At 72.5% G+C, this 25,021-nt stretch carries 25 protein-coding genes; 9 read left to right on the plus strand and 16 right to left on the minus strand.

Annotated elements, in window-relative coordinates; genetic code table 11:
* Positions 1-49: 49 nt before the first annotated feature.
* Entirely contained in the window at positions 50-982 is a 933-nt protein-coding gene (locus IE316_RS01445; RefSeq protein ID WP_190202217.1) for an MmyB family transcriptional regulator, read from the minus strand.
* A 100-nt stretch (positions 983-1,082) separates the two neighbouring features.
* On the opposite strand from IE316_RS01445, the gene IE316_RS01450 reads away from it, so the two are divergent.
* Positions 1,083-2,510 (plus strand): MFS transporter, encoded by a 1,428-nt coding sequence (locus tag IE316_RS01450; protein ID WP_190202218.1) that lies wholly within the window; start codon positions 1,083-1,085, stop codon positions 2,508-2,510.
* 98 nt (positions 2,511-2,608) lie between these two features.
* Here the strand turns inward: IE316_RS01450 and IE316_RS01455 are convergent, their stop codons facing one another.
* Positions 2,609-3,991: a glycine--tRNA ligase gene (locus IE316_RS01455; RefSeq protein WP_190202219.1), complete on the minus strand. Its 1,383-nt coding sequence runs from the start codon at positions 3,989-3,991 to the stop codon at positions 2,609-2,611.
* A gap of 139 nt (positions 3,992-4,130) precedes the next feature.
* Here IE316_RS01455 and IE316_RS01460 point away from each other — a divergent pair, with 139 nt between their 5' ends.
* The 4 genes from IE316_RS01460 to IE316_RS01475 are packed head-to-tail and all read left to right on the plus strand — an operon-like array spanning position 4,131 to position 7,241.
* Positions 4,131-5,081, plus strand: a complete 951-nt coding sequence (locus IE316_RS01460) for a zinc ABC transporter substrate-binding protein (RefSeq protein WP_190202220.1) — start codon at positions 4,131-4,133, stop codon at positions 5,079-5,081.
* A gap of 17 nt (positions 5,082-5,098) precedes the next feature.
* The gene (locus IE316_RS01465; RefSeq protein WP_190202221.1) at positions 5,099-5,869 is read left to right on the plus strand and encodes a metal ABC transporter ATP-binding protein; all 771 of its coding nucleotides are present in this window, start codon (positions 5,099-5,101) and stop codon (positions 5,867-5,869) included.
* The gene (locus tag IE316_RS01470; RefSeq protein WP_190202222.1) at positions 5,869-6,771 is read left to right on the plus strand and encodes a metal ABC transporter permease; all 903 of its coding nucleotides are present in this window, start codon (positions 5,869-5,871) and stop codon (positions 6,769-6,771) included. Before IE316_RS01465 ends, IE316_RS01470 begins: the two co-directional genes overlap by 1 nt.
* Before the next feature lie 59 nt (positions 6,772-6,830).
* Positions 6,831-7,241 carry a Fur family transcriptional regulator gene (locus IE316_RS01475; protein WP_190202223.1) on the plus strand — a complete coding sequence of 137 codons (411 nt, stop codon included), beginning with the start codon at positions 6,831-6,833 and terminating at the stop codon, positions 7,239-7,241.
* Between the two features lie 126 nt (positions 7,242-7,367).
* Here the strand turns inward: IE316_RS01475 and IE316_RS01480 are convergent, their stop codons facing one another.
* The 9 genes from IE316_RS01480 to IE316_RS01520 all read right to left on the minus strand — a co-directional run bounded on the left by IE316_RS01480 (position 7,368) and on the right by IE316_RS01520 (position 16,066).
* Positions 7,368-8,183 (minus strand): isoprenyl transferase, encoded by an 816-nt coding sequence (locus IE316_RS01480; RefSeq protein WP_190202224.1) that lies wholly within the window; start codon positions 8,181-8,183, stop codon positions 7,368-7,370.
* A gap of 12 nt (positions 8,184-8,195) precedes the next feature.
* Positions 8,196-8,942 (minus strand): DNA repair protein RecO, encoded by a 747-nt coding sequence (recO, locus tag IE316_RS01485; RefSeq protein ID WP_190202225.1) that lies wholly within the window; start codon positions 8,940-8,942, stop codon positions 8,196-8,198.
* 35 nt (positions 8,943-8,977) lie between these two features.
* On the minus strand, positions 8,978-9,193 hold the full coding sequence (locus tag IE316_RS01490; protein WP_190202226.1) for a hypothetical protein: 216 nt from the start codon (positions 9,191-9,193) through the stop codon (positions 8,978-8,980).
* A gap of 214 nt (positions 9,194-9,407) precedes the next feature.
* Positions 9,408-10,511, minus strand: a complete 1,104-nt coding sequence (locus IE316_RS01495; RefSeq protein ID WP_190202227.1) for a hypothetical protein — start codon at positions 10,509-10,511, stop codon at positions 9,408-9,410.
* 72 nt (positions 10,512-10,583) lie between these two features.
* On the minus strand, positions 10,584-11,543 hold the full coding sequence (locus tag IE316_RS01500) for an SCO2521 family protein (protein WP_190202228.1): 960 nt from the start codon (positions 11,541-11,543) through the stop codon (positions 10,584-10,586).
* 1 nt (position 11,544) lies between these two features.
* A complete protein-coding gene (locus IE316_RS01505) occupies positions 11,545-12,510 on the minus strand; it encodes an SCO2522 family protein (protein ID WP_190202229.1) in 966 nt (321 codons plus the stop codon).
* Positions 12,507-13,424 carry an SCO2523 family variant P-loop protein gene (locus tag IE316_RS01510; protein WP_190202230.1) on the minus strand — a complete coding sequence of 306 codons (918 nt, stop codon included), beginning with the start codon at positions 13,422-13,424 and terminating at the stop codon, positions 12,507-12,509. The genes IE316_RS01505 and IE316_RS01510 overlap by 4 nt, the downstream gene beginning before the upstream one ends.
* 4 nt (positions 13,425-13,428) lie before the next feature.
* Complete coding sequence (locus IE316_RS01515; RefSeq protein ID WP_190202231.1) at positions 13,429-15,270, minus strand: SCO2524 family protein; 1,842 nt, start codon at positions 15,268-15,270, stop codon at positions 13,429-13,431.
* A gap of 46 nt (positions 15,271-15,316) precedes the next feature.
* Positions 15,317-16,066, minus strand: coding sequence for an SCO2525 family SAM-dependent methyltransferase (locus IE316_RS01520; RefSeq protein WP_190202724.1), 750 nt, complete (start codon positions 16,064-16,066; stop codon positions 15,317-15,319).
* A 344-nt stretch (positions 16,067-16,410) separates the two neighbouring features.
* Here IE316_RS01520 and IE316_RS01525 point away from each other — a divergent pair, with 344 nt between their 5' ends.
* Positions 16,411-16,953 (plus strand): GNAT family N-acetyltransferase, encoded by a 543-nt coding sequence (locus IE316_RS01525; RefSeq protein ID WP_190202232.1) that lies wholly within the window; start codon positions 16,411-16,413, stop codon positions 16,951-16,953.
* Positions 16,954-17,072: 119 nt separating this feature from the next.
* Here the strand turns inward: IE316_RS01525 and IE316_RS01530 are convergent, their stop codons facing one another.
* Together IE316_RS01530 and leuA are read right to left on the minus strand one after the other, a co-directional pair.
* The gene (locus IE316_RS01530; RefSeq protein WP_190202233.1) at positions 17,073-17,765 is read right to left on the minus strand and encodes a TerB family tellurite resistance protein; all 693 of its coding nucleotides are present in this window, start codon (positions 17,763-17,765) and stop codon (positions 17,073-17,075) included.
* Positions 17,766-17,964: 199 nt separating this feature from the next.
* Complete coding sequence (leuA, locus tag IE316_RS01535; RefSeq protein WP_190202234.1) at positions 17,965-19,686, minus strand: 2-isopropylmalate synthase; 1,722 nt, start codon at positions 19,684-19,686, stop codon at positions 17,965-17,967.
* Positions 19,687-20,022: 336 nt separating this feature from the next.
* Here leuA and IE316_RS01540 point away from each other — a divergent pair, with 336 nt between their 5' ends.
* Genes IE316_RS01540 through IE316_RS01550 form a run of 3 tightly spaced genes read left to right on the plus strand, consistent with a single transcriptional unit; the run spans position 20,023 to position 22,725 of the window.
* On the plus strand, positions 20,023-21,093 hold the full coding sequence (locus IE316_RS01540) for a M4 family metallopeptidase (protein WP_190202235.1): 1,071 nt from the start codon (positions 20,023-20,025) through the stop codon (positions 21,091-21,093).
* A gap of 21 nt (positions 21,094-21,114) precedes the next feature.
* Complete coding sequence (locus IE316_RS01545) at positions 21,115-21,381, plus strand: protealysin inhibitor emfourin (protein ID WP_190202236.1); 267 nt, start codon at positions 21,115-21,117, stop codon at positions 21,379-21,381.
* A gap of 39 nt (positions 21,382-21,420) precedes the next feature.
* Entirely contained in the window at positions 21,421-22,725 is a 1,305-nt protein-coding gene (locus IE316_RS01550) for a GH1 family beta-glucosidase (protein WP_190202237.1), read from the plus strand.
* Positions 22,726-22,728: 3 nt separating this feature from the next.
* On the opposite strand, the gene era is transcribed toward IE316_RS01550, so the two are convergent.
* From era to IE316_RS01565, 3 genes are all read right to left on the minus strand, one after another.
* On the minus strand, positions 22,729-23,688 hold the full coding sequence (gene era, locus IE316_RS01555) for a GTPase Era (protein ID WP_190202238.1): 960 nt from the start codon (positions 23,686-23,688) through the stop codon (positions 22,729-22,731).
* Between the two features lie 71 nt (positions 23,689-23,759).
* On the minus strand, positions 23,760-24,113 hold the full coding sequence (locus IE316_RS01560) for a cytidine deaminase-like protein (RefSeq protein WP_190202239.1): 354 nt from the start codon (positions 24,111-24,113) through the stop codon (positions 23,760-23,762).
* A 30-nt stretch (positions 24,114-24,143) separates the two neighbouring features.
* Entirely contained in the window at positions 24,144-24,968 is an 825-nt protein-coding gene (locus IE316_RS01565) for a helix-turn-helix transcriptional regulator (protein WP_190202725.1), read from the minus strand.
* Between the last annotated feature and the right edge of the window lie 53 nt (positions 24,969-25,021).

Raw genomic sequence — 25,021 nt, forward strand, 5'->3', positions numbered from 1 at the left:
GCGTCCGCGCCGGCTTCTGCTCAGCCATGACCGTCCTCCACGACCGTTCTCAGATGTGAACCTCACCATCCGTCATGGGCCGCGGTTCCGCACCTCGGGAGCCGCTCCCCCGCGCGATCGCGTGCAGCCTGGCGACCCGCTCCCGCGTGGTGTCGTCGGCCGGTACGTACGTCACCATCCGGGGCCCGGAGCCGGGACCGAGCCAGAGGTCGGTGTGGTCGAAGACGAGGCGTCCGACGTGCCGGTTGAGGAACTCCTTGGTCTTGCTGCGGTGGGCGACCACCTCGTACCGCTGCCACGCCTCGCGGAACTCGGGCGACTGGTCCTGGAGCCGCTTGAGCAGCGTCTTCCAGGCGGGCTCGGCGAGGTGCGCGGCCATGGTGGCCCGGAAGCGGGCGGCCATCAGCCGCTGGACCTCCTCCAGGTGCACGATCGAGGACTGCCACTCCGGGTGGGTGTAGGAGAGGACCATGCAGTTGCGGTCCTCGGGCGGCACCGCGTCGAGGTCGCAGAGCAGCAGGCCGTAGGTGCGGTTGTAGGCGAGGATGTCGTACCGGCTGTTCTGCAGGCAGGCCGGGTACGGCTCGATCTGCTCCAGCAGGGCGCGCAGCGCCGGGGTGACCGCCGGGCAGTCGGTCGTCGGGGCGGGGTCAGCGGCGCCCGCGAGCCGGAAGAGGTGGGCGCGCTCGGTGGGGTCGAGCAGCAGGGCGCGGGCGAGGGCGTCGAGGACCTGCGCGGAGACCTGGATGTCGCGGGCCTGCTCCAGCCAGGTGTACCAGGTGACGCCGACGGCGGAGAGCTGGGCGACCTCCTCGCGGCGCAGCCCCGGCGTGCGGCGCCGCCGGCCGCGGGGCAGCCCGACCTGCTCGGGGCTGATGCGCTCGCGGCGGCTGCGCAGGAAGGCGGCGAGTTCGTGCCGGCGGACGGCACCCTCGCCGGTGGGGGTGCCGGTGGCGGTCTCGTGGGCGGCCGTCGTCGTCATGGTCCCAGCGTGCCGTCCCCCGGAGCCTGTTGCCAGGTACTTCCACTACCGGGATAAGGACACTCTGGTACCCGCCTGAGCGCCGCGGGAGCCTCGTGGGGTGACCGAAACCATCACCTCACGCCCCGTCCGGCCGGCCCCGGCGCCACCCGCGCTGGGCGGGCCCGGACTGTTCACGGTGCTGCTGGGCGCGGCACTTCCGCTCATCGACTTCTTCATCGTCAACGTCGCCCTGCCGACGATGGGCGCCGACCTCGCCGCGAGCGAGGCGGTCCTGGAACTGGTCGTCGCCGGGTACGGGGTGGCGTACGCCGTGCTGCTGGTCCTCGGCGGCAGGCTCGGCGACCTGTTCGGCCGGCGCCGGCTGTTCCTCGGCGGGATGGCGGCGTTCGGGCTGACCTCGCTGGCGTGCGGGCTGGCGCCGGACGCGTGGTCGCTGGTGGCGGCCCGGGTGGCGCAGGGCGCGTCGTCGGCGGCGATGCTGCCGCAGGTGCTGGCCACCATCCAGGCGACCACGACCGGTCCGCGCCGGGCGAAGGCCATGGGCCTGTACGGGGCGACCGCCGGGCTGTCGATGGTGGCCGGGCAGGTCCTGGGCGGCGTCCTGGTCGCCGCGGACCTCGCGGGCACCGGTTGGCGGGCGGTGTTCCTGGTGAACGTGCCGGTGGTGCTGGCCGGCCTGCCGCTGGCCGCCCGTACCGTCCCCGAGACCCGCTCGCCGCGCCCGGAGCCGGTGGACGTGCCCGGCACGCTGCTGCTGGCGGGGGCGCTGCTGGCACTGCTGCTGCCGCTGACCGAGGGGCGGGCGGCGGGGTGGCCGCTGTGGACCTGGCTGTCGCTGGCGGCCTTCGGGCCGGTCGCGGCGGCGTTCTGGGCGGTGGAGCGGCGCGCGGACCGCGCGGGGCGTACGCCGCTGGTGCCGCCGAGCCTGTTCGCGTTGGTGTCGCTGCGGCGGGGGCTGCTGCTGATCCTGCCGTTCTCGATCGGCTTCAGCGGCTTCATGTTCGTCGTCGCGGTCGCCCTCCAGCGGGGCGCGGGCCTGGGTCCGGTGGCGGCGGGGCTGGCGCTGGCGCCGCTCGCGGTGGTGTTCTTCCTGGTCTCGCTCGCGGGCCCGCGGCTGGTCGCCCGGTACGGCACCCGGGTGGTCCCGGCGGGCGCGGTGCTCCAGGGGGTGGGCCTCGGCCTGATGATCCTGGCCGCCTGGCGGTACTGGCCCGATCTAGGCGTCGTCGAACTGTTCCCCGGCGCGGTGGTGTGCGGCGCCGGGCAGGCGCTCCAGCTCCCGGTGATCTTCCGGGTCGTGCTGTCGGAGGTGGAGCCGGCCCGGGCGGGGGTGGGCAGCGGCGTCATGATCACCACCCAGCAGTCGGCCCTCGCCCTGGGGGTCGCCACGCTCGGCACCCTGTTCCTGTCGCTGACCCCGGCGACCGGGATGCGCGACGCCCTGCTGACCACGCTGCTGGTGCAGCTCGGGGCGGTGGCCCTGACCGGCCTGCTCGGCCTGCGGCTGCCCCGGCGGATCGGCTGAGCGGCCCGCGGGCGTTCCTCGCCGGTCACGCGCGACGGCCCCCGTCACCCGACCAGGGAAGGTCGGGCGACGGGGGCCGTCGGCCGTGGAGTGCGGTGTTACGCGCCGATCAGACGGGCGGCGAGGTAGCTCTCGATCTGGTCCAGCGAGACCCGCTCCTGCTTCATCGAGTCACGCTCGCGGACGGTCACGGCGTTGTCCTCGAGGGTGTCGAAGTCGACGGTGACGCAGTACGGGGTGCCGATCTCGTCCTGGCGGCGGTAGCGGCGGCCGATGGCGCCGGCATCGTCGAACTCGATGTTCCAGTTCTGCCGCAGGGACTGCGCGAGGCCCTTGGCCTTCGGGGACAGCTCCGGGTTGCGGGACAGCGGCAGCACGGCGACCTTCACCGGGGCCAGCCGGTGGTCCAGGCGCAGCACCGTGCGCTTCTCCATCTTGCCCTTGGCGTTGGGCGCCTCGTCCTCGACGTAGGCGTCGAGCAGGAACGCCAGCATCGCGCGGCCCACACCGGCCGCGGGCTCGATGACGTACGGCGTCCAGCGCTCGCCGGCCTCCTGGTCGTAGTAGGCCAGGTCCTGGCCGGACGCCTTGGAGTGCGAGCTGAGGTCGTAGTCGGTGCGGTTGGCGACGCCCTCCAGCTCACCCCACTCGCTGCCGCCGAACTGGAAGCGGTACTCGATGTCGGCGGTGCGCTTGGAGTAGTGGGAGAGCTTCTCCTTGGGGTGCTCGTACCACCGCATGTTCTCTTCGCGCAGGCCGAGACCGGTGTACCAGTTCCAGCGCTGCTCCATCCAGTACTCCTGCCACTTCTCGTCCTCGCCCGGCTTGACGAAGAACTCCATCTCCATCTGCTCGAACTCGCGGGTGCGGAAGATGAAGTTGCCGGGCGTGATCTCGTTGCGGAAGGACTTGCCCATCTGGGCGATGCCGAACGGCGGCTTGCGGCGCGAAGTGGTCTGCACCTGGGCGAAGTTGGTGAAGATGCCCTGGGCGGTCTCGGGGCGCAGATAGGCGACCGAGCCGGAGTCCTGGGTGGGGCCGAGGTGGGTGGAGAGCAGACCCGAGAACTGCTTGGGCTCGGTGAACTGGCCCTTGTTGCCGCAGTTGGGGCAGTTGATGTCGGCCAGGCCGTGCTCGGGGGCGCGGCCCTTCTTCTCCTCGTACGCCTCCTCCAGGTGGTCCGCGCGGAACCGCTTGTGGCAGGAGGTGCACTCGGTGAGCGGGTCGGTGAAGGTGGCGACGTGACCGGAGGCGACCCAGACCTCGGGGGCCAGGATGACGGACGAGTCGATACCGACGACGTCCTCGCGCGACGTCACCATGTAGCGCCACCACTGGCGCTTGAGGTTCTCCTTGAGCTCGACACCCAGCGGACCGTAGTCCCAGGCGGCGCGCTGGCCGCCGTAGATCTCACTGCAGGGGAATACGAAGCCACGGCGCTTGCTCAGGCTGACGATGGTGTCGATCTTGTCGGCGGCCACGGTGCTCTCTTCATTACGACGACGGGCGACGAAGCGAGATTGCTTCCAGCGAATGCCTCAGGTTACCGGCGTGTGAGGCCCCTCGACCAAATCGGCCCCTTGTTGACAACCGTTTCCAGATTTGTTGAAAATGAGTGTCATGAACGCACGACGACGACAGATATCCGGCATAGCCGTCACCGCGGTCACCGCGCTCGGCCTCGGGACCCTCAGCGCCTGCTCCAGCGAGGGCGCGGCGGCGGGCAATACGGACAAGTTCGACGTCGTCGCGTCGTTCTACCCGATGCAGTTCCTCGCGGAGCGGATCGGCGGCGACCATGTGCACGTCACCACGCTCACCGAACCCGGCCAGGAACCCCACGACCTGGAGCTGAGTACCCGGCAGACCGCCGAACTCGGCGAGGCCGACGCGGTGCTCTACCTGAAGTCCCTCCAGCCCGCCGTCGACAAGGCCGTCGACCAGTCCGGCGTCAAGACGAAGATCGACGCGGCCTCGCTCACCACCCTGGAGGAGCACGCCGCCGACGACGGCCACGACCACGGCGGCGGCGGCGAGGAGGAGGAACACGCCCGCGACCCGCACATCTGGCTCGACCCGGTGAAGTACGCCGAGGTCGCCGCGGGCGTCGCAAAGGCGTTCGAGAAGGCCGACCCCGACCACGCCGCCGACTACCGCAAGAACGCCGAGGCGCTCACCGGCCGGCTCGCCGACCTGGACACCGCGTACGAGAAGGGCCTGAAGAACACCGCCACCAAGGTCTTCTTCACCAACCACGCCGCCTTCGGCTACCTCGCCGAGCGCTACGGCCTCACCCAGGAGGCCATCAACGGCCTGGACCCGGAGAGCGAGCCCAGCCCCGCCCGGATCAAGGAACTCCAGACCGAGGCCCGGGCCGACGGCGTCACCACCGTCTTCTACGAGACACTGGTCTCCGACAAGACCGCGAAGACCCTCGCCCGGGACGCGGGCCTGAAGACCGATGTCCTCGACCCGCTGGAGGGCATCACCGACCGGTCCAAGGGCGACGACTACTTCGGGGTCATGGAAGCCAACCTCAAGGCGCTGGAAGCCGCCCTCGGCGCCGAATGACCACCACGGAGGACATCGTGAGCGACGAGCCCGTCATATCCCTGCGCGGCGTCCGCGCCGAGCTGGGCTCGCGCCCCGTCCTGCGCGGCATCGACCTCACCGTGCGCCGCGGCGAGGTCGTCGCGCTGCTCGGCGCGAACGGCTCCGGCAAGTCGACGGCCGTGCGCACCATCATCGGCCAGGTCCCGGTCAGCGCCGGACAGGTCGAGCTGTTCGGCACCCCGCGCCGCCGGTTCCGCGACTGGGCGCGGGTGGGCTACGTCCCGCAGCGCACCACCGCCGCCGGCGGCGTGCCCGCCACGGTCACCGAGGTCGTCTCCTCGGGCCGGCTCTCCCGGACCCGGTTCGGCCTCTTCCGCAAGGCCGACCACGCCGCCGTACGCGCCGCCCTCGACCTGGTCGGCATGGCCGACCGCGCCAAGGACCCGGTCGACGCCCTCTCCGGCGGCCAGCACCAGCGGGTCCTGATCGCCCGCGCGCTCGCCGCCGCACCCGACCTGCTGATCATGGACGAGCCGATGGCCGGCGTCGACCTGGCCAGCCAGGAGATCCTCGCCGCCACCCTGCGCGAGCAGGTCGCCGCGGGCACCACGGTCCTGCTCGTCCTGCACGAACTGGGCCCCCTGGAACCCTTGATCGACCGGGCGGTGGTGCTGCGCGACGGCTGCGTTCTGCACGACGGCCCGCCGCCCGAGGCGGTCGGCCAGCACGCGCTGCCCGGCCACGACCACGTACACCCGCACGCCCCGGCAGGGGCCGAGCCGATCCGCACCGGACTGCTGAGCTGATGGACCTCCTGAACTACGCCTTCATGCAGCGGGCGCTGCTCGCCGCCGTCCTGGTCGGCATCACCGCGCCGGCCGTCGGCATCTACCTCGTGCAGCGCCGCCAGGCCCTGATGGGCGACGGCATCGGCCACGTCGCGATGACCGGCGTCGGCCTCGGCTTCCTGCTCTCCTGGTCCCCGGTGTGGATGGCGACCGCCGTCTCCGTCCTCGGCGCCGTCCTGATGGAGCTGATCCGCTGGTACGGCAGGACCCGCGGCGACATCGCCCTCGCCATGCTCTTCTACGGCGGCATGGCCGGCGGCGTGATGTTCATCAACCTCGCGCCGAGCGGCTCCAACGCCAACCTCACCTCGTACCTCTTCGGATCGCTGTCCACGGTGTCCGAGTCGGACGTGACCGCGATCTGCCTGCTCGCCGCGTTCGTGGTGCTGATCACCCTGGGCCTGCGCCGCCAGTTGTTCGCGGTCAGCCAGGACGAGGAGTTCGCGCGGGTCACCGGGCTGCCGGTGCGGGCGCTGAACCTGCTCACCGCCGTGACCGCCGCCGTCACCGTCACCGTCGCCATGCGGGTCGTCGGGCTGCTGCTGGTCTCCGCGCTGATGGTGGTCCCGGTGGCCGCCGCCCAGCAGCTCAGCCGCAGCTTCGCCGCGACCTTCGCGATCGCCGTCGCCATCGGCGTCACCGTGACCATCGGCGGCACCGTCACCTCGTACTACCAGGACGTGCCGCCCGGCGCGACGATCGTGCTGCTCACCATCGGCGCGTTCATCGCGCTGACCGCGCTGGCCGCCCCGCTGGCCCGGCGCCGCGCACGGGCCGCCGCCGGGGCACGGGCCGCGACGGACCCGCTGGAGTGCAGCATTCCGGCCGGACGCCCGTCCGGCGACGAGGTCGGCGTCTGACCGGGCACGGCCCGGACTGGCACAATGACCCGGGCAAGGCAGACCTGAGGAGGCAACCGGTGACCAGCGCTGGACCGTCCGTGAAGGGCCGTGCCACCCGGCAGCGCGCTGCCGTGGCGGCCGCCCTGGAAGAGGTCGAGGAGTTCCGCAGCGCGCAGGAACTGCACGACATGCTCAAGCACAAGGGCGACTCGGTCGGGCTCACCACGGTGTACCGGACCCTCCAGTCCCTCGCCGACGCCGGCGAGGTCGACGTGCTGCGCACCGACGAGGGCGAGTCGGTCTACCGCCGCTGCTCCAGCGGCGACCACCATCACCACCTGGTCTGCCGCTCCTGCGGCAAGGCGGTCGAGGTCGAGGGCCCGGCGGTGGAGAAGTGGGCGGAGGCCATCGCCGCGGAGCACGGTTTCGTGAACGTGGCGCACACGGTGGAGATCTTCGGCACGTGCGCGGAGTGCGCGGCGGGTTGAGTTTCGGCTGCGGGCCGGTGGGGGCTGGTCGCGCGGTTCCCCGCGCCCCTGAAAAGCCGCGGCGCAGCCGCAAGCTTCAGGGGCGCGGGGAACTGCGCGAGCAACCACGACGCACCCGCAGCCGAACTACCGCTCCGCCGGGACCTCGTTGGGGATCGCGCCCCCGAAGCGGCGGTCGCGGGAGGCGAACTCCAGGCAGGCCCGCCACAGGTCACGCCGGTCGAAATCCGGCCAGAGCACGTCCTGGAAGACCAGCTCCGCGTACGCGCTCTGCCACAGCAGGTAGTTGGACGTCCGCTGCTCCCCGCTCGGCCGCAGGAACAGGTCCACGTCCGGCATGTCCGGGTAGTACAGGTACTTCGCGACCGTCTTCTCCGTCACCTTCGACGGGTCGAGCCGCCCGGCCCGCACCTCCTCGGCGATCGCCTGCGCCGCGTCCGCGATCTCGGCCCGGCCGCCGTAGTTCATGCAGAAGTACAGGGTGAGCCGGTCGTTGTCCTTGGTCTGCTCCTGGGCGACCTGGAGCTCCTTGGCGACCGACTTCCACAGCCGGGGCATCCGGCCCACCCAGCGCACCCGGACGCCCAGCTCGTCGAGGGTGTCGCGGGACTTGCGGATGAAGTCGCGGTTGAAGTTCATCAGGAAGCGCACCTCGTCCGGTGACCGCTTCCAGTTCTCGGTGGAGAACGCGTACAGCGAGATGTTCGCCACACCGATCTCGATCGCGCCCTGGAGCACGTCCACGACCCGCTCGGCGCCCACCTTGTGGCCCTCGGTGCGCGGCAGCCCGCGCTGCTTGGCCCAGCGGCCGTTGCCGTCCATGACGATCGCCACATGCTCCGGGACCAGCTCGCCGAGCCGGGGCGGCCGTGCGCCGGACGGGTGCGGCTCGGGTGTCCTGTACTCCCGGCGCTGGCGCCCCAGGATCCCGCGTACGGCCATGGTGGTGTTCTCCTACTTCTCGACGTACCGCAGGGAGCGCAGTCCCCGCTCCAGATGCCAGTGCAGGTAGGCGGAGACCAGCCCGCTGCCCTCCCGGACGTGCCGGGGCTCGGCGGCGTCCGCCGTGGCCCAGTCTCCCGCAAGCAGCGCGCCGAGCAGTTCCAGGGCCCCCGGTGAGGGTACGACGCTGCCGGGCACCCGGCAGTCCACGCAGACCGAACCGCCCGATCCGACCGAGAAGAACCGGTTCGGCCCGGGCATCCCGCACTTGGCGCAGTCCCCGAAGGTGGGCGCGTACCCGTTGACGGCGAGGGAGCGCAGCAGGAACGCGTCCAGGACCAGGCCGGGGGCGTGCTCGCCGCGGGCGAGCGTGCGCAGCGCGCCGACCAGCAGCAGGTACTGCTGCACGGCCGGCTCGCCCTCGTGGTCGGTGAACCGCTCGGCGGTCTCCAGCATCGCCGTGCCGGCGGTGTAGCGCGCGTAGTCGGTGACGATGCCGCCGCCGTAGGGGGCGATGGTCTCGCTCTGCGTGCACAGCGGCAGGCCGCGGCCGACCAGCTCGCTGCCCTTGGCGAAGAACTGCACGTCGACGTGGGAGAAGGGCTCCAGCCGGGCACCGAACTTGGACTTGGTGCGCCGTACGCCGCGCGCCACCGCGCGGACCCGGCCGTGGCCACGGGTGAGCAGGGTGATGATCCGGTCCGCCTCGCCCAGCTTCTGGGTGCGCAGCACGATGCCGTCGTCGCGGAACAGACTCATGGCACCCATTGTCCCCCACGCTCAGGACACCGCGTTCAGGACACCTCACCGCGGCTGCGGGCGTTGGCGTACGCCGTCGCCGCGCCGAGCCGCTCGGCGGGGGTGGCCCGGCGGACGGCGCCCGGGTCGGCGTCCCACTCGCGGCCGCCGCCGTAGGGCCGCAACTGGAGGTACGGCCCCTCGTGGCCCATGACGATGCCGAATCTCCCGCTGCGCGTGTCCACGACGTGCGAACCGACGGATTCCTTCACCGTGTCCTCCGTTCCTTCCTCGTTCTCCGGCGTCCTCCCTCTGTTCTTCGGCCGCCTGGTCCGCCTTCCCAAGGTGACGTTTCTCCTGTATGCCCGGACGGGGTCTTCGCGCGTCAACCGCCGCGCTGTGCAAGGGAGTTGACGGGCGGGGGCGCGGAGGGCCGGGCCGGGGGGTTCGAGCACGCGCTTCGAATGCCTGAGTGTTTTCGAGTGATCAGCCCCGGTCGACCATCCAGGTGCCGTCCTCCTCGTCGTCGATGCGGACCTCCAGCTCGCGGATGCCCATGCCGGCCTCCCACAGCTCCCGGAACCGCTTCATCCGGTCCTGCACGTGGTCCTGGCGGGCGTTGAGCCGGGTGCGGACGTTGACCTCCCGGAGGTCCTGTTCGATCTCGAAGGTGACCTCCTCGTCGTAGACGATGAAGTCGTTGGTGGTGCCGCGCTGGAGGTGCGGCGGCAGCTCCGGCAGGACGGCGACGCGGACCTCGATGTCCAGGGACTCCTGTTCGTCGCAGAGCCGCAGCAGCCGGTCGTCGAGGTCCTCGGCGCTCTGCAGCACGAACAGCCGGCGCACCGGGATGCCGCGTTCCTCGATCGCCTCCCGCTGGGCCTGGAGGTAGCGGCTGGCGGGCTCGCTGTTCCAGAACTCGCGGTCGACGGAGGTGCTGGTGGCGCAGAGGGAGTGCTCGGCGACCCGGGTGAGGGTGAGCATCCAGTCGTGGTTCTCACCGGGGCACTCGGCGGTGAGGCTGGTGAGGTCGGTGAGGTGTCCGACGACCCGTTTCATCTCCCTGCGCGCGAAGGCCCGCAGGATCGCCGGTCCGGGGGTGAGCACCTCGGCGAAGCCGCGTGCCAGGTCGGGTGCGCCCTCGGGGTCGGGCCGCTCCGGGAGCTGGTCGCGGTCCTCGCCGCGGTCGGCGCGGGCGATGCGCTCCTCGACCAGGTGCATCAGGTCCTCGGTGTAGCGGGTGAGGCCGGCCCGCAGGTCGTCGTCGTAGCGGGTGAGGCTCTCGCGCACGGTGTCGGCGGCCTCGGTCAGCGCCCGGTCGGTGCGCCGGGCCTGTTCCGCCAGGCCCCGGTCGAGGGCGAGGACCTGCTGGAGCAGGACCGTGGCGGCGGCGCAGAGCAGCGCGGTCAGGAACTGGCGCAGCGGTCCGTCCTCGGGGCCGAGCAGCGCGGCGACGCTCCAGGCGAGGCCGCCGACGACGAGGCCGGCCGAGACGCGGCGGGCCCACAGGCGCCGATCGGGGCCGGCCGGGGGGCCCGGTGGGCCGGTGGTGGCGGTCTGCTGGGGCTGGGGTGTGCGTGCCGTGCTCATCTCGCTTCTCCCCCCGTCGGGATGCGCTCGTGGGTCGAGGTCCGGGGATGTACGCGGGACCGCGGCGGGCGGTCAGGGAGTCAACTCGGCCTCCCGGTGCGGGGAGGGGATGGCGTGCAGGGCGAGCTGGTCGCGGATGCGCCGGACCAGGGTCTCCCACTGCCGGGTGAAGCCGGGGCGGGTCTCCAGTTCGTCCCAGAGCGGGGCCAGGTCCCCGGTGACCCGGGCCCGGGGCATCCACAGGTGCAGCAGATGGTCGACGGCGGGGCGCAGCGCCGCGAGGACGGCGGGGGTGTCCGGACGGATGCCGTCGAAGAGGCGGACGACGGTGGTGAGCAGCCAGTCGTGCAGGGCGAGGTCGTCGCAGAGCCCGGCGACCTCGGCGGCCGGGGTGCCCTCGGGCACCCGCAGTCGGACGGTGCGCAGATGGTCCTCGGCGAGGGTGAACTCCAGGGACGGCTCCTCGTCCGGCGCGGCGGGCAGCGCCGCCCAGCGCAGCCGGGTGGGCCGGGACCGCAGCGGCGGGCGGTGGTCGATCAGGGGGTGCCGCAGCAGCCGGGTGAGCAGCCCGTCGGCGATCGCGCCGAGGTCGAGGTCGCCGGGCCGGCCGCCGCCGAGCACCCCGTCGGCGACCGCGTCGGGGGGCAGTTTCCCGACCGGTTCGGCCACGCCGGGCCGGACCAGGTACTCGCCCCAGGGGCGGCGCCGGTCGGGTCCGGCGGCGGGCAGGGTGACGTGGGCGGAGGACTGCAGGACCCGGCCCTCGGTGAGGGCGGCGCGGGCGGCGACGGTGCCGACGGCGCGGGTGCGGGCGCCGTCCGCGGTGGGCAGCGGGCAGTCGACGCCGGTGAGGGTGTCGGGAGAGCGCGCGTAGAGGTTGGGGCGCTCCGAGAGCAGGACGCGTTCGTCGGCGCGCAGACCGAGGAACTGGGCGGCGGTGCGGATGTCCAGGGCCTGGTGGACGGGGAGCAGGTGGGTGCGGACCTCCCCGCACAGCAGTGCCGCGGCGGGCGCGCTCGCTGCGGGCGGCATGTCAGGGCCCCGCGTAGAACACGTAGGAGATCCGGTCGGCGACCGAGGCGGGGACCGGCGTGCGCTCCCGGGCGGAGCGGTCGGCGACCTGGTCCAGCGCGGCCCGGTCGACCTCGGTCTGGTCGAGGATCACGCGGACGGCGTGCTCGACCGGCAGGAAGCGGCTGGGCAGCACCGAGCAGGTGCGGTAGGCGGCGAACGGGTCGGCCCGGGGGTTGAGCCGGATCAGGGCGGGCAGGTCGTCCCAGTCGTCGGGGAACGGGCCGCCGGTGTGCGCCCGGGGCACCAGGACGGGCTCGCCCGCGGCGCGCAGCAGGCCGAGGCGGGCCAGTTGCCAGACGGCGGCGAGGAACGGGCAGGACCACAGGCGCCGTCCGCCGGGGTCCTCGCTCCACAGCTCGGCGTCGAGGAAGACGGAGTGGCGGCGGGCCGCGGTCTCGGCCGGCGGCTGCCAGGCGGCGGCCCGCTGCATCGCCTGCGGGGCGCGGGCGACGGGGCTGCGCTCGCCGTTGGCCAGCCAGCCGGTCTCGGCGGCGGGCGGGCGGGGCCCGTAGGAGCCGGGCGGCGGGGACTCCACGATCCGGCCGGCCACCGCCTCGGCGACCGGTGTCCCGCCGGTGACCGCGCAGCTCGACTCGCGGGCCAGGTAGTCGATGACCAGCCCGGCCCGGTCGGCCTCGGCCAGCAGCATCGGGACCAGTTCGGCGGGGCTGGAGAAGCGGGTGAAGTAGTCGTCGACGAGGAAGCAGGTGCTGATCCGGGGGCGCCGGCCGTCGGGGCCGGCCGCGGCGGTGGCGCGGGCGGCCTCGGCCCAGGGCCGGACCTGGGCGAAGTGCCGCCGGAGCTGGGCGGGTCCGGCCTCGAAGTCCTCCAGGTAGAGGTGGCCGATCTCCAGGGACAGATGGGACAGCGGGACGGCCTGGGTGCGCGGGTCGGCGGCGGTCTCGCGGAACACGGCCCCGGTCATGGGCGCCCCCAGCAGGTGTCGTCGGTCAGCTTCCGGGCGATCTCCTCCAGCGCCTTCAGGGTCTCCTTGTTGGCGATCTGCGTGGCGAGCACGTCCTCCTCGGTGATCATCTGCTCCCGCCACTGGAGGATCGGCTCCAGGGGGACGACACCGAGGACGACGCTGTCGCCGATGGCGTACTCGGCGGCGAGCCGGCGCAGTGCCTCGTCGGTGGACTGCATCCAGGCCGCCTGGGCGGGCGAGACCCGGGACCAGAGCGCGGAGTCGGGGTCGGGTACGGCGGCCCGGACGAACCGGATGGAGCCGCGCAGGGCGTCCCCGTCGTGGCCGCGGGCGACGCCGCTGTCGAGGATGCCGTGCTCGTCGTGGACGAGTCCGGAGGCGGCGATGACGTGCTGCCGGGTCCAGCGGTGGAAGACCAGCCAGCGGGAGCGGACGTGCCGCATCCGGGGGTGGGCGGTGGCGGCCAGCACCATGTCGACGGCGTAGCTGCGGCCGGCGCTGAGGTCGACCATGATGACGTCGAACTCGGCGTTCAGCCGCAGCAGCAGGTCGACGCAGCGCTCCAGGGCCTCCTCGTCGGTGGCGAACTCGCCGCCGCCGGCGTCGCCGGGGAAGAGCACCAGCCGGCCCGACTGGTTGGGCCAGGCCCGCAGCACCGGGTTCTCGGTGCGGCGCCAGACGTCGATCACGGCGGGTTCGGTGGCCCGGCCCTCCAGGTAGGAGTGCAGGCCCCGTTCCCGGGTGCCGCGGACGGCGTCGGGGACGTCGAAGACGGCGGCGGCGGTGGGCGAGCCGAAGTCGAAGTCGACGTAGGCCACGTGGTCGCCGTTGAGGGCGCGCTGGTAGGCCAGGTTGGCGCTGGTCACCGAGCGTCCCGTGCCTCCCTTGTCGGAGGCGGCGAAGACGAGCACGGGCTCAGCCCTCCTTCACGCCGGCGCCTCTGGCCTGGGCCAGGGTGTCGAGTTCCTGGAGCACGGGCAGGGCCAGGGCGAAGGCGGTGGCGGGCCGGCTGTCGACCAGGGCGCGGGCCCGGTCGAGGCGGTTCTCGATGCTGCGCATGGCCCGGCCCCGGTTGCCGTCGGTGCCGCCGGCCGCCTCCAACTGCTCCTTGCCGAAGAGGTGGTTGGCCTCGCTGAGCATCTCCCGGGCGAGCTGGGCCAGTTCGGGGCTGGGGATGGGCTGCTGCTCGTAGAGGTTGCGGGCGGCGACCAGGCATTCGGTGACCCGTTCGGTGATGCTCCAGGACAGGCGCTTGCCGATGCCCGGGGAGTCGGGGTAGACGGGCCGGGGGTCGTCCCAGAGGTCGGCGGCCTCGCCGTCCGCGATCCGCCGGTGCCAGAGGTGCTCGAAGGTCTGCTCGGCCAGTTGCAGCAGCCGGCCCTGGGAGTTGATGTTCTGGGAGAGGGCGGCGAGCTGGACGATCCGTTTGAGCATCTGGGCCGAGTAGTCGGTCATCCGCCACTGGAGCAGGCCGCCGGAGCGCTCGGAGCCGGCCAGCGGCATGGTGACGCCGGGGTGGTGCAACCGGATCACGGGGTCGTCGGCGGTCATCCGGCTGGTGATCCGGCCGCGGTCGGCGAGGCGTTCCATGATGGCGACGGTGCGGGTGAGGTCGTCGTCGGTGGCGTTCCGCCGGACCAGGTCGTGGACGAGGATGGCGGCGACGGTCAGGGAGAAGTACTCCGACTCCAGTTGCAGCCCGGTGGTCTGCCAGGGCAGGTCCTCCAGGGGCCAGCGCTCGGCGCCGAAGCGGGCGACGGTCGACCAGTACTCCTGGCTCAGCTCCCAGCGCAGCCGGAGCGCCTCGGCGAGTTTCTGCTGGTCCTCGTCGAGCAGGCCGAGGGTGAGGGTGCGCTTGGAGAACAGGTCCTGGATGCCGTCCAGGGCGACGACGGTGAAGTACACGTAGGGCAGCCGGTCGGCGATGCCGTCGGGCTGGCCGGGGACCCGGGCCAGGTCGGTGATGCGGGGCGCGTCGCGGACGACGCCCCAGGCCCAGCCGCACTCGAACAACTGGCTCTCGTCCCGGATGCCCTCGTCGACCTGGATGCCGCGGGTGAGGCTCTCGATGACGGTGGCGCGCAGCGGCCGGAAGCGGCGGGCGAACTGCTGGAGCACGGCCCGGTCGGACTGCCGGTCCTGGCCGATCACCCGGATCAGCCGCCGGCCCTGCTCGGACTCGGCGTCGAAGACGTTGACCGTGAAGGAGCGCAGCAGGCTGATCATGGCGGCGGTCAGCCGGAGGCTGGTGGCCGCTCTCAGCTCCTCGACGGCGGCGTGCACCTCGGGGCGGGTGGTGGTGGCCTCGTAGACCTTGAGGAAGCCGAGGGTGGCGAGGCTGAGGGTGACCGACAGGGAGAAGCTGTCCACGACGCCCAACTGGGCCTGCTGGTGGGTGAGTTCCGTGCCCGGGTCGGCCGGTTTGAAGTAGTGCCCGCCGGCGAAGGTGGGGCTGTCGTCGGCGTCGGTGTGGGTGCGCATGTACTGGGACATGGCGTTGATCAGGTTGAGCGGGATCTCCAACCGGTTGCCGACCGGTTCCAGCACCCGCAGCACGTCCCGTTCGGTGGTGTCGGGCTGGTCCAGGCGGAAGGCGGGGACCTCGGTGGCCGGGTAGAACAGGCAGAGCAGCCGTTCGGCGTCGGCGACGCTGCTCAGTCCGCCGGCGTCCCCGGAGATCAGCTTGCCGTCGTCGAACGAGTGACGGGCCACCGCCCGCCAGACGTCCAGCAGATGCTGCCGTGGCTTGATCTGCATCCCCGCACCCCTCGTACAGATCGCTCCGCGTGGTGTGCCGCTCCGGTCAGGGGGCGGCGGTCGTGGAATTGCGCCGCCCGAGGGCGAGCAGCATTCCGTCGTGGCCCTCCCGGACCAGATGGTTGAGATCGTGGATCTCCAGCCCGTCGCAGTACGGGGCGAGGCTTTCCCAGGCCCGGTCCTCGTTCACCCGGTACGCCGGAAAGCGCTCCGCTCCGACCTGGTATCCGACGGATTCCTTCATGAACGCGGCGGCGAACGGGGCCCCGTCCGTGAGCGCGTTCATGAAACAGCGGACGCCCCGCCGGAACTCCTCGGGGCACTCGGACATGGAATCGGCGACGAAGAACATCGTGCCGAGGCCCCAGCGCCGGTGCCCGTCGAGGTCGAACAGGTTCTGCCGCTCGACCCGGACCACCTCGCCGATCCGGGCCCGCGGGTCGACGCCCTGGTAGGCGGGGGCCTGGGCGAGGACGTCCCAGAAGGCGTCCCAGACCCCGTCGAGCCCACCGGGGGCGGTCTGCCGCTCCAGGTACTCCACGTTCGGCTCCGCGTATTCGAGGAGGACGACCTTTTCGCACCAGGGGAGCATGGCGAGGGCCGGATAGAGGTTCGCCCCGGCGCCCACGTCGACACCGCGGACGGTATATCTTCCGGTTCCGTCCAGACAGCGGCTGAAATGATCGCGCATCATCCGCACGATCAGCAGATCGACGTCGAGCGGAGTGCGGTAATTGGCGTCGACGTACGCCTCCGGATCGAACTTCGACCAGGGTGCGTCGGCGTTGCGGTCCATAATCACCCTGCCGCTTCCTGTTGCGTGCTCGGACAGAACCCCGCGCCGTTTGCGTGCCCATGAACCATGAACGGTGAACATTGACCGGCGAAAAACGGCCCACGGTTTTTTCGCACCGTAAAGCACAGGAACTTCTCCGGCCAGCGCGGAACTCGCCAGTCCCCCTGGCCGGGGGCACGTCCGGCGCACCGGAGCACACCCGAACTCCCCCTTGTGCGGGGCGAGTTGGGCGCCCACTGTAGCCACAAGCCGACACCGGCCGCCATGCCCGGCGACCGACCGAAGGGGTGAGCCGTGTTACGGCGTGTTGACGTACGTCCGGTAAGCGTCCGACTGGGGGTGGCATGACCGCCGAACCGCTGGAACGTTTCCTCGATCGTCGTGCGCGGCTCGCCGCCGCCGGCCCGGACGAGGCGTCCCCGATCCTGCGGACCGCACGGGAGAGCGACCTGCCCGAGCTGCGGCGGCTGGACCGGGAGGTCTTCCAGGAGGTCGCCTACCCCGGCTTCCTGTTCCGCCAGCTCTACGACATGTACGCCGGTCACTTCCTGGTCCTGGACGACGGCACGGGGACGCTGCGCGGCTATGTGCTGGCGGGGACCTCGGCGCTGGACCGGGACAGTTGGATCCTGGGCCTGTGCGTGGCCCCGGACCGGCGGCGGCACGGGCTGGGCCGGGAGCTGATGACGGAGATCCTGGTCCGGCTGCGGCGCAGCGGCGTCGAGCGGGTCCGGCTGACCGTGGAGCCCGGCAACAGCGCGGCGATCCTGCTCTACCGCTCCCTGGGCTTCCGCCCCGAGGGACCGCACGGCGGCCTGCGCCGGGACTACTTCGGCCCCGGCATGCACCGCCGGGTGCTGCGGCTGGACCTCACGGCGGCCCGCTGAGGAGGCCCGGGACGGCACCCGGGCCGCCGGGGACGCCCAGAGGACCGGCGCCCTGACCGCCGGGGCGCCCAGGACCGGCGCCCGGACCGCTCAGACGGCGCCCGGGCCGCCGGGGACGCTCAGGACGGCGTACGGGCCGCCGCCAGCAGGCGGGTGACGTCCTCGGCGGGGATGGTCAGCGCGGCGCCCACCGTGGCCAGCACGTCCCGCTCGGCCGGGGTGTACGGGCCGTCGGCCAGCGCGATCCGGGCACCCTGGAGCAGGATCGACTCCCGTCCGGCGGCGGCGAGGTGCGGGGCCAGCGGGTCCAGCGCCTCGTGCAGCTCTATCGCGAGGCCGGGCCCGCAGGGCTCCCCGTAGAACCGCCCGGTGTCCGCGGCCAGGGCCCGCACCAGCGCGTCGAGCTGCTCCTCGGCGCAGTCGTAGCCGGCCGCGCGCACCGCGCCGGCCGCGGTCCGCAGGGCGGTGCGGGAGCAGGTGCCGCTGGTCGCGAGGACCGCGAGGGCGACGGTGTGCACCGCGTCCCGGAGCATCGCGGCGAAACGGGTGGTGGTGGGGTGGTCCAGGACGTCGGTGCCGTAGTGGCGCAGGCAGGCGGCGCACTCCACGGCGGGCCCGCAGTCGCCGCGCGGCAGCACCGGCAGGCCGAGCACGGTGAACCGGCGGCGGCCGGTGAGCCGCTGGTAGTTGCGGTCGCCCCCGCAGTCCGGGCAGAAGAACTCGCCGTCGCCGACGGCCGTCCACGCGGTGCGGGTGCCCAGGATGCGCTGAAGCCGGGCAGCTCGGCCGTCTCGTCCCCGTCCAGGCAGCACGTCGCACCTCCGTAACCGCGCGGCAACATCGCCGCACTGGCGTGATGTTAGCCACATCGCCGACGCGGAGTCAGTACCCCGGACGAGACCTTCCCGTGACCTGCGTACGGATCCGGCCGGTACCGGACGGTGCGCCGGACGGGCCCCGCCCGCCGGTCGCGGCGGACGGGGCCCGGGGTGCGGGAGGGGCGGCGACGGGTCAGCGGGCCGCGCGGTTGACGGCGGAGACGACCGCCTTCAGCGAGGCGCGCGTGGTGTTCGCGTCGATGCCGATGCCCCACAGGACCTTGCCGTCGATGGCGCACTCGATGTACGAGGCGGCCTGCGCGGAGGCGCCCTCGCTCATGGTGTGCTCCTGGTAGTCCAGCAGGCGTACGTCGATGCCGACGCCCTGCAGGGCGTGGAAGAAGGCCGAGATCGGACCGTTGCCGGTGCCGACCAGGGTGGTCTGCACGCCGTCGACGGTGGCCTCGACGGTGAGGGTGTCCACGCCGTCGCGGTCGGTCGTGGTCTGGCCGTTGGCGACCTGGATGCGGCCCCAGGGGTTCTCCGGGTTGGGCAGGTACTCGTCCTGGAAGACCTCCCAGATCGCGGCCGGCGTGATCTCGCCGCCCTCGGCGTCGGTCTTCGCCTGGATGATCTTGGAGAACTCGATCTGCATCCGGCGCGGCAGGTCCAGCTTGTGGTCGTTCTTCAGGACGTAGGCGATGCCGCCCTTGCCGGACTGCGAGTTGACCCGGATGACCGCCTCGTAGGACCGGCCGACGTCCTTGGGGTCGATGGGCAGGTACGGCACCGCCCACTCCAGGTCGTCCACGGTGACGCCCCGGGCGGCCGCGTCGGCCTCCATGGCGTCGAAGCCCTTCTTGATGGCGTCCTGGTGGGAGCCGGAGAAGGAGGTGTAGACCAGGTCGCCCACGTACGGGTGGCGCGGGTGGACCTCCATCTGGTTGCAGTACTCCCAGGTGCGGCGGATCTCGTCGATGCGGGAGAAGTCGATCTGCGGGTCGACGCCCTGGGAGAACAGGTTCATGCCCAGGGTGACCAGGTCCACGTTGCCGGTCCGCTCGCCCTGGCCGAACAGGCAGCCCTCGACGCGGTCGGCGCCGGCCATCAGCGCCAGCTCGGCCGCCGCCACGGCCGTACCCCGGTCGTTGTGCGGGTGGACGGAGAGGCAGACGTGCTCGCGGCGGGAGAGGTTGCGGTGCATCCACTCGAAGCGGTCCGCGTGCGTGGAGGGCGTGGAACGCTCCACCGTGGCGGGCAGGTTGAGGATGATCTCGCGGTCCGGACCCGGCTGGTAGACGTCCATCACCGCCTCGCAGACCTCCAGGGCGAAGTCCAGCTCGGTGTCGGTGAAGATCTCCGGGCTGTACTGGTAGCCGAACTCGGTCTCCGGGCCCAGCAGCTTCTCGGCGTACTCCATCACCAGGCGGGTGCCGTCCACCGCGATCTGCTTGATGTCGTCCTTCGAGCCGCGGAAGACCACCCGGCGGAAGACCGGCGCGGTGGCGTTGTACAGGTGCACGGTGGCCCGCTTGGCGCCCTTCAGGGACTCCACCGTGCGCTCGATCAGGTCCTCGCGGGCCTGGGTCAGTACGGAGATGGTGACGTCGTCCGGGATGGCGCCCGGTTCCTCGATGATCGAGCGGATGAAGTCGAAGTCGGTCTGGCCGGAGGCCGGGAAGCCGACCTCGATCTCCTTGTAGCCCATCGTGACCAGCAGGTCGAACATCGCGCGCTTGCGGGCCGGCGACATCGGGTCGATCAGGGCCTGGTTGCCGTCGCGCAGGTCGGTGGAGAGCCAGCGGGGGGCGGCGGTGATCCGCCGGTCGGGCCAGGTGCGGTCGGGGATGTCGACCTGCTCGTAGCCGCGGTACTTGCTGATCGGCAGGGAACTGGGCTGCTGGCGGTTGGCCATGGCGGTGTGGGCTCCTCGATGTGTCCGCGGTGTCCGCGGGTCCGGAAGGACGGCCGACGGCAACGCAGAAGCTCCGCGGGGAGGGGGTCGGCCTCGACTACAGGCCCTCGCCGCGGCAGCTAAGGAGGAGCAGCCCGAAACGCATGGTGCTCCGCAGCCTAGCCGAGCCGTGCCGGACGCGCGGTCCCGTATCAGTATGCGGGACCCGGGGGACAAGGCGGGCAAAGAGTGCCGCATACCACTTCGCGGGGGCGGAGGGGAGGCGTCCGCCAGGCAATTCACCAATCATGGTTGCGGGTGGTGACAGGTGCGTCACGCAGTGCGAAGGTGCCGGACATGACGACCAACGGGGGCTTCGAGCCCGTCTTCTGCACCATCGTCCCGCCCCACCTCCTCGACCGGCTCGCCCAGGCCGAGGACCCCGCGCTCGCCGCACCCGCCCGCCGCACCCTCCAGCGGGACGCCTTCGAGCGCACCCAGCGAAGGCTGACCACCGTGCTGGGCGCACCGGCGGTCACCCGGCCCGCCGCCGCCGAACCCGCCCAGCCCCGGCGCACCGTCTACGACGCCCGGCACGGCACCGACCTGCCGGGCACCGAGGTCCGCGGCGAGGGCGACGAACCCGGTCAGGACGCCACCGTCAACCGCGCCTACGCGGGCCTCGGCGCCACCTTCGAGCTGCTGCTCTCGGCGTACGGGCGGGACTCCATCGACGGCTCCGGGCTGCCGCTGGACGCGACCGTGCACTACGACCGCGAGTACAACAACGCGTTCTGGAACGGCGAGCAGATGGTCTTCGGCGACGGGGACGGGGAGATCTTCCTCGACTTCACCATCCCGGTGGACGTGATCGGCCACGAACTGGTGCACGGCGTCACCCAGTACACCGCCAACCTGACCTACTTCGGCCAGCCCGGCGCGCTCAACGAGTCGGTGTCGGACGTCTTCGGCTCGCTGATCAAGCAGTACACGCTCGGCCAGAGCGCCGACCAGGCCGACTGGCTGATCGGCGCGGGCCTGCTCGCCCCGCGCGTCACCGGGGTCGCCCTGCGCTCGCTGAAGGCCCCGGGCACGGCGTACGACGACGACGTGCTCGGCAAGGACCCGCAGCCCGCGACGATGGACGACTACGTCCGCACCGGCCGGGACAACGGCGGCGTGCACATCAACTCCGGCATCCCCAACCACGCGTTCTACCTGGCCGCCACCGCGCTCGGCGGCAACGCCTGGGAGCGCGCCGGGCAGATCTGGTACGACGCGCTGACCGGCGGCGAGCTGGGCACCCAGGCCCGGTTCGCGGACTTCGCGGCGCTCACCCTGGCCGCCGCCCGGGCGCGGTACGGCACGGGCGAGGAACTCGACGCGGTGGACAAGGCGTGGCAGCAGGTCGGGGTGCGTCCCGCCTAGTTCCGTACTAGACACGGACCCATGCGGATTCAAGTGAGGCGCACAGGAGGCTTCGCGGGCATCGAACGCCACGCGGAGGTGGACACCGCCGGCCGCCCGGACGCGGCGGAGTGGCACGCCCTGGCCGAGCGGGCGGTCGCCGACGGCCGGGGCACGCCGCCCATCGGGGTGCCGGACGGATTCAGCTACCAGATCACCGTGGACGGCCGCACCGTGTACGCGGCCGACCCCCGGCTGACCGAGGAGCAGCGCAGGCTGGTCTCCCGGGTGCTGAAGGAGGGCTCCTGACCGTTGACGGGCACGGCCGGCGGTGCGGATGATCCGCGCATGGCGATGGACCCGATGCCCCGTTTCCCGCCCGGCTTCCTGTGGGGCGTGTCGACCTCCGCGCACCAGATCGAGGGCGCGGCGGAGCTGCGCGAGCGGTCGGTGTGGGACGCGTTCGCCGAGCGGCCGGGGCGGGTGCGGGACGGCTCGACGGCGGCGGTGGCCTGCGACCACTACCACCGCCACCGCGAGGACGTGGCGCTGCTGGCCGGCCTGGGCGTGGACGCGTACCGCTTCTCCGTCTCCTGGCCCCGGGTGAACGCGCCGGGCGGCCTGGACTTCTACGACCGGCTGACGGACGAGCTGTGCGCGGCCGGGGTGCGGCCGGTGCCGACCCTCTTCCACTGGGACCTGCCGCTGGGCCTGGACTGGCGGGAGCGGGACACGGCGGAGCGGTTCGCGGCGTACACGGCGGTGGTCGCGGACCGGCTCGGCGACCGGGTGCGCACCTGGATCACGCTGAACGAACCGGCGGAGCACACCCTGCTGGGCCACGCGCTGGGCGTGCACGCGCCGGGCGAGCGCCTGCTGTTCGACGCGCTGCCGGTCGCCCACCACCAGCTCCTCGCGCACGGCCTGGCGGTACGGGCGCTGCGCGCGGCCGGCGCCCCGGACATCGGCATCGCCGACTCGCACGCCCCGGTGTGGCCCGCCTCCGACGACCCCGCCGACCGGGCGGCGGCGGACCTCTACGACGCGCTGCTGAACCGGATGTTCGCCGACCCGCTGCTGCTGGGCCGCTACCCCGAGGGCATCGGGGAGCTGATGCCGGAGAGTGCCGGGGCCGACCTGGAGGTGATCGCCGAGCCGCTGGACTTCTACGGCGTCAACTACTACGCGCCGACCAGGGTGGGCGCCCCGAGCGGCGCCCCGGGCGGGTTCGGCGGGGTGCCGCTGCCGGCGGAACTCCCCTTCTCCGTGCGGGAGATCGAGGGCCGGCCGGTGACGGACTTCGGCTGGCCGGTGGTCCCCGAGGGCCTCACCGAGCTGCTCACCGGCCTGCGGGACCGGTACGGCGAGCGGCTCCCGCCGGTGCTGATCACCGAGAACGGCTGCTCGTACCCCGGCCTCGACGACCAGGACCGCATCGCCTACCTGGACGCGCACGTCCGGGCCGTGCACGACGCGCTCGCCGCCGGGGTGGACGTGCGCGGCTACTTCGTCTGGTCGCTGCTGGACAACTTCGAGTGGGCCGAGGGGTACGCCCGCCGCTTCGGGCTGGTCCATGTGGACTTCACCACGCTGGAGCGCACCCCGAAGGCGTCCTACCACTGGTACCGCGAGCTGCTGCGGGCCGGGCGGTGAGCCTCAGAAGCCGAGCTTCCTGAGCTGCTTGGGGTCGCGCTGCCAGTCCTTGGCGACCTTGACGTGCAGGTCGAGGAAGACCGGGGTGCCGAGCAGGGCCTCGATCTGCTTGCGGGAGCGGATGCCGACCTCCTTCAGGCGCTTGCCCTTGGGGCCGATGATGATGCCCTTCTGGCTGGGGCGCTCGATGAAGACGTTGGCGTGGATGTCCAGCAGCGGCTTGTCGGCGGGGCGGTCCTCGCGGGGCAGCATCTCCTCCACCACCACGGCGATGGAGTGCGGCAGCTCGTCGCGCACGCCCTCCAGCGCGGCCTCTCGGATCAGCTCCGCGACCATGACCTGCTCGGGCTCGTCGGTGAGGTCGCCCTCCGGGTAGAGGGCGGGGCTCTCCGGGAGCAGCGGGATCAGCAGGTCGGCCAGGAGGTCCACCTGCTGCCCGGCCGTCGCCGACACCGGGACGATCTCCGCCCAGGCGATGCCCAGTTCGGTGCCGAGCTGGTCGATGGCGATCAACTGCTCGGCGAGGGTCTTGCTGTCGACCAGGTCGGTCTTGGTGACGATGGCGACCTTGGGGGTCTTGCGGATCGCGGCCAGCTCCTTGGCGATGAACCGGTCGCCGGGGCCGAGCTTCTCGTTGGCGGGCAGGCAGAAGCCGATCACGTCGACCTCCGCCCAGGTGGTGCGGACCACGTCGTTGAGCCGCTCGCCGAGCAGGGTGCGCGGCTTGTGCAGCCCGGGGGTGTCGACCAGGATCAACTGGGCGTCCGGCCGGTGCACGATGCCCCGCACGGTGTGCCGGGTGGTCTGGGGCCGGTTGGAGGTGATCGCCACCTTCTGCCCGACCAGAGCGTTCGTGAGGGTGGACTTGCCCGCGTTGGGACGGCCCACGAAACAGGCGAAGCCCGCCCGGTGGGGGGCCTCGGACGATTCCGACGGCTCGGATGACTGACTGCGAACGCTCATGGCGCCCATTGTCCCTGATCCGGCGAGCACTGCCGTACCGGCTTTCTCCGCCGGCCCCCGGCGGGCGGGGATCAGCCCGCGGTGACGGTCTCCCGGACCTCGCCGTCGGGGCCCGCCACCAGCACCGGCGTCCCGGGTCCGCCCAGGTCCCGGACGGCCGCCCGGTCCTCGTCGGAGGCGGTCCCGGCCTCGGTCACCACGGCCGCCGCCTCCAGCGAGGTCGCGCCGGAGGCCACCGCCATCGCCACCGCGGTGCGCAGCGCGCTGAGCTTCAGCGAGTCCAGGGCGACGGTCCCGGCGACGTACGTCCGGCCGGTCTCGTCGCGCACGGCGGCCCCCTCGGGCACCTGGTTGCGGGCCCGCGCGGAACGGGCCAGGGTGACGATCTTGCGGTCCTCGGGGTCGAGCGCGCTGCTGTCGGTCATGGGGACGAGGATACGGAAGCGGCCGGGGCGCTATCCGGCCACGGGGTACATCGCCCCGCGCCGGCCCTCCGGGGAGGCCAGCCACTCCAGTTTCGCGGCGGTGTTGGCCTCGTCCAGCGGGGTGTGCAGCACGATCGTCAGATCCGGGCGGGCGGGCACCTTCAGCGCGGTGGACTCCACGCACAGCAGCCCGACCAGCGGGTGGTCCAGCTCCTTGCGGATCTGCCCGGCGTCCTCGATGTCCCCTTCGGCCCACAGCCGGGTGAACTCCTCCCCCGCCTCCCGCTCCAGGCGCTGGAGCACCTGCCGGTAGCCGTCGTCGCCGGGGGCGGCCGCGCAGGCGGCCCGGAACTGGGCGACCACCGCGCGGGCGTTGCGCTCCCAGCTCTTGGAGCGGGAGCGGTACAGCGGGTCGGTGAAGAAGTCCACGATGCAGTTCTGCGTGGTGCCGGGCCGCATCCCGAGGACCATCGCGGCGGCGTCGTTGTACATCACGCAGTCGTAGTACGCGTCCATGATGTGCGCCGGGTACGGCATCCAGGTGTCGATCAGCCGCCGCAGCCCGTCGCACATGTGCCGCTTGGCGGGCTCCACCTCGGGCACGGGCGGGTTGAGGCCGGCCAGCACGTACAGGTGGCGCCGCTCGGCGTTGCTGAGCCGCAGCACCCGGGCGACGGCGTCCAGCACCTGCGGCGAGACGGAGATGTCCCGGCCCTGCTCCAGCCACTGGTACCAGGAGGCGCCCACCCCGGCGAGGACGGCGACCTCCTCGCGGCGCAGGCCCGGGGTGCGGCGCCGGCCGCCGCCCTCCGGCAGCCCCGCCTCGGCGGGCGACACCCGCGCCCGGCGGCTCATCAGGAACTCCCGCAGCTCGGCCCGCCGCCCCGTGGCGGCCTCCTTGAGATCCG

The organism is Streptomyces fumanus (genome assembly GCF_014655295.1).
Lineage (GTDB): Bacteria > Actinomycetota > Actinomycetes > Streptomycetales > Streptomycetaceae > Streptomyces > Streptomyces fumanus.

Bases quoted from the DNA above. Each gene is read 5' to 3' on its own strand.
- IE316_RS01520 (WP_190202724.1), bottom strand. From the start codon at position 16,066: ATGGACCGCAACGCCGACGCACCCTGGTCGAAGTTCGATCCGGAGGCG.
- leuA (WP_190202234.1), bottom strand. From the start codon at position 19,686: ATGGCCAACCGCCAGCAGCCCAGTTCCCTGCCGATCAGCAAGTACCGC.
- IE316_RS01540 (WP_190202235.1), top strand. From the start codon at position 20,023: ATGACGACCAACGGGGGCTTCGAGCCCGTCTTCTGCACCATCGTCCCG.
- IE316_RS01460 (WP_190202220.1), top strand. From the start codon at position 4,131: ATGAACGCACGACGACGACAGATATCCGGCATAGCCGTCACCGCGGTC.
- IE316_RS01525 (WP_190202232.1), top strand. From the start codon at position 16,411: ATGACCGCCGAACCGCTGGAACGTTTCCTCGATCGTCGTGCGCGGCTC.
- IE316_RS01565 (WP_190202725.1), bottom strand. From the start codon at position 24,968: ATGAGCCGCCGGGCGCGGGTGTCGCCCGCCGAGGCGGGGCTGCCGGAG.
- IE316_RS01495 (WP_190202227.1), bottom strand. From the start codon at position 10,511: ATGAGCACGGCACGCACACCCCAGCCCCAGCAGACCGCCACCACCGGC.
- IE316_RS01545 (WP_190202236.1), top strand. From the start codon at position 21,115: ATGCGGATTCAAGTGAGGCGCACAGGAGGCTTCGCGGGCATCGAACGC.
- IE316_RS01515 (WP_190202231.1), bottom strand. From the start codon at position 15,270: ATGCAGATCAAGCCACGGCAGCATCTGCTGGACGTCTGGCGGGCGGTG.
- IE316_RS01550 (WP_190202237.1), top strand. From the start codon at position 21,421: ATGGCGATGGACCCGATGCCCCGTTTCCCGCCCGGCTTCCTGTGGGGC.
- IE316_RS01480 (WP_190202224.1), bottom strand. From the start codon at position 8,183: ATGGCCGTACGCGGGATCCTGGGGCGCCAGCGCCGGGAGTACAGGACA.
- IE316_RS01500 (WP_190202228.1), bottom strand. From the start codon at position 11,543: ATGCCGCCCGCAGCGAGCGCGCCCGCCGCGGCACTGCTGTGCGGGGAG.
- IE316_RS01445 (WP_190202217.1), bottom strand. From the start codon at position 982: ATGACGACGACGGCCGCCCACGAGACCGCCACCGGCACCCCCACCGGC.
- era (WP_190202238.1), bottom strand. From the start codon at position 23,688: ATGAGCGTTCGCAGTCAGTCATCCGAGCCGTCGGAATCGTCCGAGGCC.
- IE316_RS01505 (WP_190202229.1), bottom strand. From the start codon at position 12,510: ATGACCGGGGCCGTGTTCCGCGAGACCGCCGCCGACCCGCGCACCCAG.
- IE316_RS01560 (WP_190202239.1), bottom strand. From the start codon at position 24,113: ATGACCGACAGCAGCGCGCTCGACCCCGAGGACCGCAAGATCGTCACC.
- recO (WP_190202225.1), bottom strand. From the start codon at position 8,942: ATGAGTCTGTTCCGCGACGACGGCATCGTGCTGCGCACCCAGAAGCTG.
- IE316_RS01470 (WP_190202222.1), top strand. From the start codon at position 5,869: ATGGACCTCCTGAACTACGCCTTCATGCAGCGGGCGCTGCTCGCCGCC.